6 protein-coding genes and 1 pseudogene are annotated in these 6,768 nt (G+C 31.4%); 2 read left to right on the top strand and 5 right to left on the bottom strand.

What is annotated here, in order from left to right; all coding sequences use genetic code 11:
- Positions 1-234: 234 nt before the first annotated feature.
- Genes CD128_RS07265 through CD128_RS07250 form a run of 4 tightly spaced genes read right to left on the bottom strand, consistent with a single transcriptional unit; the run spans position 235 to position 3,520 of the window.
- Complete coding sequence (locus CD128_RS07265) at positions 235-426, bottom strand: VraH family peptide resistance protein (RefSeq protein ID WP_103329354.1); 192 nt, start codon at positions 424-426, stop codon at positions 235-237.
- 35 nt (positions 427-461) lie between these two features.
- Positions 462-2,345, bottom strand: coding sequence for an FtsX-like permease family protein (locus CD128_RS07260; protein WP_103329353.1), 1,884 nt, complete (start codon positions 2,343-2,345; stop codon positions 462-464).
- Positions 2,335-3,093 (bottom strand): ABC transporter ATP-binding protein, encoded by a 759-nt coding sequence (locus CD128_RS07255; protein ID WP_103329352.1) that lies wholly within the window; start codon positions 3,091-3,093, stop codon positions 2,335-2,337. The genes CD128_RS07260 and CD128_RS07255 overlap by 11 nt, the downstream gene beginning before the upstream one ends.
- Before the next feature lie 25 nt (positions 3,094-3,118).
- Positions 3,119-3,520, bottom strand: a complete 402-nt coding sequence (locus CD128_RS07250) for a YxeA family protein (RefSeq protein ID WP_167797469.1) — start codon at positions 3,518-3,520, stop codon at positions 3,119-3,121.
- Positions 3,521-3,949: 429 nt separating this feature from the next.
- Here CD128_RS07250 and lepB point away from each other — a divergent pair, with 429 nt between their 5' ends.
- Complete coding sequence (gene lepB / locus CD128_RS07245) at positions 3,950-4,522, top strand: signal peptidase I (RefSeq protein WP_103329350.1); 573 nt, start codon at positions 3,950-3,952, stop codon at positions 4,520-4,522.
- Between the two features lie 169 nt (positions 4,523-4,691).
- Positions 4,692-5,784: pseudogene (locus tag CD128_RS07240) on the top strand (IS3 family transposase).
- A gap of 230 nt (positions 5,785-6,014) precedes the next feature.
- Here the strand turns inward: CD128_RS07240 and CD128_RS07235 are convergent.
- A complete protein-coding gene (locus tag CD128_RS07235) occupies positions 6,015-6,560 on the bottom strand; it encodes a hypothetical protein (RefSeq protein ID WP_103329349.1) in 546 nt (181 codons plus the stop codon).
- Between the last annotated feature and the right edge of the window lie 208 nt (positions 6,561-6,768).

The raw sequence follows: 6,768 nt of genomic DNA, 5'->3' as shown, positions 1-6,768 counted from the left end.
ATTTATAAGATAAGATTAAGAATTTTTATTGAGTAAATAAATGTTTTATGCATGAATTATTTATATTAAAAATATAGCTTTGTAAAGGTAAGTTTATGTTATTTTGAATTAATAATTTTGCTATGAAAAACATTAGTAAAAATGTCGAGAAAGTGTAGTTTACAAAAAAAGCCAAGAGAAGTGGCTATATCCACTCCTCTTAGCTTTCACATAATTAAATCAGTTGTTTGGTACTTAGTTGTTCTTTTCCTCGTAGCGTTTTAGGAAGTAACCGCCACCAAGTAAGCCTACAGGTACACCGACAATCGGTGTAGCGATACTACTTAAAACAAAGACGATTAGTACTAATATTAAACCGTTAAACCAATTAACTTTTAAGCTTAATAAATCTTCATAAGATTTTCGAATTGATTCTTTAATATTCATAATAAAATCCTCCAATATTTATTTTTCAAAAAAGCTTAAATTGAATGCTTAATAATACGGTTGGAATGGATGAATGAAATCATCGCAAAGATAAGATATACCAGTGAATAAACGACCATAACAATAGTAATGGCAGTTGGTGCAAATTCGCCTAGTAGTTTCATAAAGGCCATTGCTGCAAACAATGCATGTAATAGGGCAACGACTAACGGTAAACCAAAGTTAAACAGAATCTTTAAACCTAACCCTTTCATCATATCAGTATGAGTAAAACCAATACGTCTTAAGATGCGATAATTATTAATTTCATCTTCAGTTTCATCCATTTGTTTGATATAAATGATACAACCTGCCGCGACTAAGAAAGCCAATCCAAGGAATGAAGATACAAACATCAAGATACCCGTGCTTTCATCAATCATTTTTTTCGATTCACTCTTTAATTCGACACCCTGACTCACTTTTTTAGCTAATTTTTCAGCTTTTGATAAGTCGTGATGATTTGTGATATTGAAGCCATAGTGATGCGCAATTTTATCTTTTGACTTCAATGCATCATAATTACTAGAGCTGACTTTAAGCACCGGACCACCCATAGACGCATTCATCGGAATAACTTCATCATCGTTACGTTTATCTACATGGAAAGTGACTTCTTTATTACCTTTTAGAGTAATATCCTTATCTGTATGAATATCTACCATACCTTGTAAAGGTCCTTGTAAGTTAGTGATTGTCGCATGATTTCCTTTAATATTTTTATCTGCCATAACTGCTACATTAGCATTTTGCATTAAATCGCCAGTTTTACTTTTTAGAACATCATTTTTTTTAATTGAAGTATTCGAATTTTCGTAAACTTTTTCATTATATTTAATATTATTTTGTGTTAACAATTTTTCATATTTTTGTGCAGATTGTTCTTTTGAAAAGTTAATATCTTGAGGCGTTGTAGCTTGGATATTAAAGTCCGTATTTGCTTTACTAATTGCGCCGAAACATAACACCGATACTGTAACGGCAGAAATAGTAGCAATAATTGTTAATGACATCGCATTTTTCTTCATTCGGTGCATGATTGATGATGTAAACACAACCTCTGTAATCGATACACGCCCATGTTTAGACTTTTTCAGAGATTTAAAAATGACAGATACTGAACTTCTAAAGAATAAATATGCACCCGCGACAGTTAAGAATAAAATGATGAATGGTGAAGCAAGCGCCATTGTTAGTTCTTGGAACTGGCCAAACATCTCAGTAGAAATGTAATAACCAAGTACCATCATCACAATACCTAAGATACCCGCAATAAGCTCTGGTATCGTAATCTTCGCTTTAGTCGCTTCAGTCTTCGTACTATCCTTCATCATTGATAAGATTGTTCGTTTTTTTAGGAAAAGGAAGTTCTGCAACATTATTAACATAAACGCTAGAATTAACATGAAGATAGTTTGAAACAAAGCAGGTAACTCGAATCCAATTGACACGTGTACTGACAAGTGCATCATCTTCACTAATATACTCAGTAAAATTTCCGAGCCTACCACACCAATAAGGATTCCTAAAATACCAGTGACTATAAAGAAAGTCAGTTGTTCAACAGCTAACATGCGTAAAATATTACCTCGTGTTAATCCGATAAGTTGGAATAACGCAAATTCACGTGTGCGACGTTTAATAAATAAATGATTCGCATACATTAAGAAAATAATAATGATAATGAATAGAAATACAGCACCCACTTTAGCGCCACTTTGAATAACCTTAGGAGAGCTACCGTTATTGATGCTATGGGTATACTGCAAAGTTACAAAACTAAAATATAAAATAACACTTAATATTAATGAAAATAGATATAAAGCATAGTTTTTAATATTACTTTTTAAATTTTTAAGGGTAATTTGATTAAACGTCATTTGCGACACCACCTAAGGCTGACTGTAATTGAATAATTTCGTTGTAAAAATCACGTTTTGTTTTGTTCTGTTGATGAATTTCTGAGTGAATATGGCCATCTTTTAGCATAATGACACGTTCAGAGAAACTAGCTGCTGATGGATCATGCGTAACCATGATAATCGTACTGTTGAATTGTTTATTCATTTCTTCAAGACGATTTAATAAATCTTTAGCACTTTTTGAATCTAATGCACCAGTAGGTTCATCCGCAAAGATAATTGAAGGCTTATGCACGAAAGCACGTGCCGCTGCCGTACGTTGTTGTTGTCCACCAGAAATCTCACTAGGATAGTTATTGCTTAAATCATAAATACCCAACGCTTCCGTCACTTCTTTATAATGTTTCTCCATATCGTCTTTACTTACTTTTTGAACAGATAGTGGTAACATAATATTTTCTTTAACAGTTAAAGTAGGAAGAACGCTGTAATCTTGGAAGATAAATCCTAATTCTTTTTTTCGAAATTGCGCTAACTTTTTATCTGACATTTTATTAATTTCGTTGCCACTTACTTCCACAGTGCCACCAGAAATATTATCAATAGAACTAATTACATTGAGCAGGGTAGTCTTACCTGATCCAGACGGTCCCATAATGGCGACAAATTCTCCTTCTTCCACTGAAAAGTTAATATCGTTCAAGGCTTTGTATTCTTGTTTGCTTCCATATACTTTCGATAAATGATTGACGTTTAAAATTGGCATAATGACTTACACTCCTTAATGAAATTTATAAATTTTGTTTCGCTTTTTCAGGAATATCTGATTTTTTAACTTCTTCGTATGACGTAATGGTATGAGATTTTTCACTGACTACAAGGTAATGATTAGGTTTTAATTTTTTAGCAGCTGTATACTCAATTTTTTTAGCTTGTCCATCTTTTTCGTAACCTTTTTGGTCATAGTAATAAGTACGGAAATCTTTCTCTTTATCGAAGACTTCAACTTTTGAAGGTTTTTGTGTTTTTACATAATACTTGTGGGTCGGCGCCAATGGATTTAATTTGTTCCAATCGTTAACTGAGCGATTATTAGGATGTTGATTAGAATAAGCATTTAATCCAAATAATCCTCCAATAGCAATAACTGCAATAATAACGACTGCAATTAGAAAATTTCTTAACGTTTTCACTATTTATCACTCCTTGTTTCTATTACATTTATAATTGTAAGAGCATACGGGAATGGTTGCCTTTATCTAACCTTACAAAGTAAGAGCCATAACTTACGGATGTGAAAGGTTCGGTTAATGTTGAAAAAATAAGCAGGCGGGCATTCTTAAAAGTGACATCTTGAATAGTAATCAGGAGAGAGGTTTGTTACTATAAAGCTACCAAGGTGATAGAGGTGAAATCATATTTATAATGACTTCAGGAGTTTTATGATAGATATCTACTCTATTTTGATTTAATCGTAAGGCGCTGTGTAAGAGATACATATTTTCCAAAAGAAAATGAAAGTCAAGAACGTTATCATATTTAAAGATAAGTGAAACGACTTTGCAATGAATTTGTGATAAAGTAAATTATGTTTATAAAAGATGATGATAGGCGGGGTTAACTTGAAAAAAGAAATATTAGAATGGGTCATAGCCATAGGAGGAGCCCTATTAGTAGTATGGTTTGTATGGAAATTTATCGCTGTATCTTATACAGTATCAGGTTCTTCCATGTATCCAACGTTCCAAGACAGAAATAAAGTAATAGTAAGTAAAATTTCAAAATCATTAAATCATATCGACAATGGAGATGTCGTGGTCTTTCATGAAGACGCACAACGTGACTTTATCAAACGTGTTATCGGTACACCTGGCGATAAAGTAGAATATAAAAAAGATCAATTATACGTAAATGATAAAAAAGTATCTGAACCTTATTTAGATTACAATAAAAAGCATAAACAAGGTGAATATTTAACAGGTACATTCAAATCAAGCCAGCTTGAAGGTGCTAATGGAGAAACCAAAATTCCTAAAGATAAATATTTAGTTTTAGGAGATAATAGACAAAATAGTGTGGATAGTCGCTTCCCAGAAGTCGGTTTAATCGATAAGAAACAACTTGTAGGTAAAGTTGTATTAAGATACTGGCCGTTCAATGAATGGAAAGCAAATTTTAATCCAGGTACATTTTAAAATATAGAAAAAGTTGCTTTATACGTTTCTACGTGTTGGGCTGACCCCAATTAGTGGGAATTATATAAAAACACTTTCGTTGAATTCATATTAAAATGAATCATACGGAGGTGTTTTTTCTATAAAAAGAGTATCTTATTCAGTAGAAACAAAGTATAAAGCAGTTGAAATGAAAATAGCTGGTTTTTCGACAAAAGAAATTATGAAAGAATTAAATATTAAAAATAAAACACAAGTGGAAACTTGGTGGCGATGGTATCGAAATGATGAAAGTTATAGATTTTCACAACACGTTGGAAAACAATATACCTACGGTAAAGGATTAAAAGAATTGCAGAAGTAGAACGATTAAAATTAGAAAATAAGAGAAAAGATATAGAAATGGATATTTAAAAAAAGTACAAGGAATTGGAAAGGAAGTGGTACCAGCAGTAATCATAGATTTAGTGGATCAATTAAAAGTAAAATATTCAATCAAATTGATACTAGAAGTATTAAAAATATCTAAATCAACATATTACCGATGGAAAAACAAAACCCATAAAAATGATACCGTAACACAAAAAGTCATTGAATTATGTGAAGCTAATCACTATACATACGGTTATCGTAAGATTACAGCTTTGGTTAATCAGTGTTATACATCACCAATTAATCATAAGAGAGTACAGAGAATTATGCAGGAGCATCAATTGAACTGCCGAGTTAGACCTAAAAAGACGACAAGAATAGGTAAACCATATTATAAAACAGACAATTTATTACAAAGACAATTTAAAGCGAGTTGTCCCATGGAAGTATTAACAACCGATATTACTTATTTACCATTTGGTCATTCTATGTTGTATTTATCTTCGATAATGGATATTTATAACGGAGAAATTGTGGCGTATAAAATAGATGACAAACAAGACCAAAGTTTAGTTAATGATACATTAAATCAAATCGATATACCTGAGGGTTGTATATTACATAGTGATCAAGGTAGTGTTTATACATCCTATGCTTATTATCAATTATGCGAAGAAAAAGGCATTATCAGAAGTATGTCCCGAAAGGGAACACCTGCCGATAACGCCCCGATAGAAAGTTTCCATTCCTCACTAAAGTCTGAAACTTTCTACATCAACAATGAGCTTAATAGCCCTAATCACATTGTAATAGATATGGTCGAAAAGTACATTAAAAACTATAATAATAATCGAATTCAACAAAAACTAGGCTACTTATCCCCTGTAAAATACAGAGAATTAGCAGCCTAGAGCATAGTGTTTTTATTAAGTTCCCGTTTAAGGGGTTCAGTGCCGTTAAACCACTATTTTTTATTATTTGATGAAAACAAAAATGCTCCCAAAAATAGTAAAGGAAAAATAGCAAATAAACGAGCATCGAATGTATTCTTACCAAGAACAACAGGTAATGATACATAAATAATAAAAGTTATTATCAAAATTACTAAATAAATTTTTTTGTTATTACTCATCACAAAAACCTATAAAACAATAGCTATGAAAGCTCTAGCAACAACATATGCAAATTGTTTATTAAAACCAAAATTATTAGTTAATCCACTAGCTATACCATCAGCTAAATTACCTTCAAATCCTGTTAAAATATCGCAAAATTTATTAATACTTTGATAATGGAACATAACTAATTTTGTACCAGTAGTGTTTTCTACTTTAGCTACTAATTTATTCCAAGCTTTTTCTCCAACTTTATTAACAGTAGTTTTAATAGCTTTGGCTCCTGCTTTAGCTGTTATAGTAGCTTTTCCTCTTTCTGAGACACCATTCTTATAATTTTTAACCTGTCCTTTTAATTCTTCTGCTACACTTGGATCATTAAAATCTTCTTTGCTATTGTCTATCTCTTCTAATAAAGCATTTCCGATTTTTTCTCTTTGTTCCATTTCTTCATCAACTGTTTTAACTGTCTTAGCATTAGCTACACCTGATTCTACTGTAGAATATATAGGACCACCTAATAGAGAAGTAGCAATCGTAGCAACAGCAATTTTTTTAATGTTTTTGTTCATTGTAAAAACTCCTTTTTTAGAATTTAAACAATCCTTTAATAAACATCCCGATACATAACATATCATATTATTGCTAGTTCTGTTGCAAATGCAGAAAAAAATCAATTAGTGAATATAATGAAATAGGCATAGATTTATTACAAAATCATCTGTGGTCTAATATCACTATAGATAGGTTAGATGATAAATATATATTGAAAATAAATAT

Source organism: Staphylococcus croceilyticus (assembly GCF_002902575.1).
In the GTDB taxonomy this organism is placed as follows: domain Bacteria; phylum Bacillota; class Bacilli; order Staphylococcales; family Staphylococcaceae; genus Staphylococcus; species Staphylococcus croceilyticus.
The sequence above is the reverse complement of the archived record's forward strand: the minus strand, read 5'-3'. Positions and strand labels throughout refer to the sequence as shown.

Bases quoted from the DNA above. Each gene is read 5' to 3' on its own strand.
- CD128_RS07265 (WP_103329354.1), bottom strand. From the start codon at position 426: ATGAATATTAAAGAATCAATTCGAAAATCTTATGAAGATTTATTAAGC.
- CD128_RS07260 (WP_103329353.1), bottom strand. From the start codon at position 2,345: ATGACGTTTAATCAAATTACCCTTAAAAATTTAAAAAGTAATATTAAA.
- CD128_RS07255 (WP_103329352.1), bottom strand. From the start codon at position 3,093: ATGCCAATTTTAAACGTCAATCATTTATCGAAAGTATATGGAAGCAAA.
- CD128_RS07235 (WP_103329349.1), bottom strand. From the start codon at position 6,560: ATGAACAAAAACATTAAAAAAATTGCTGTTGCTACGATTGCTACTTCT.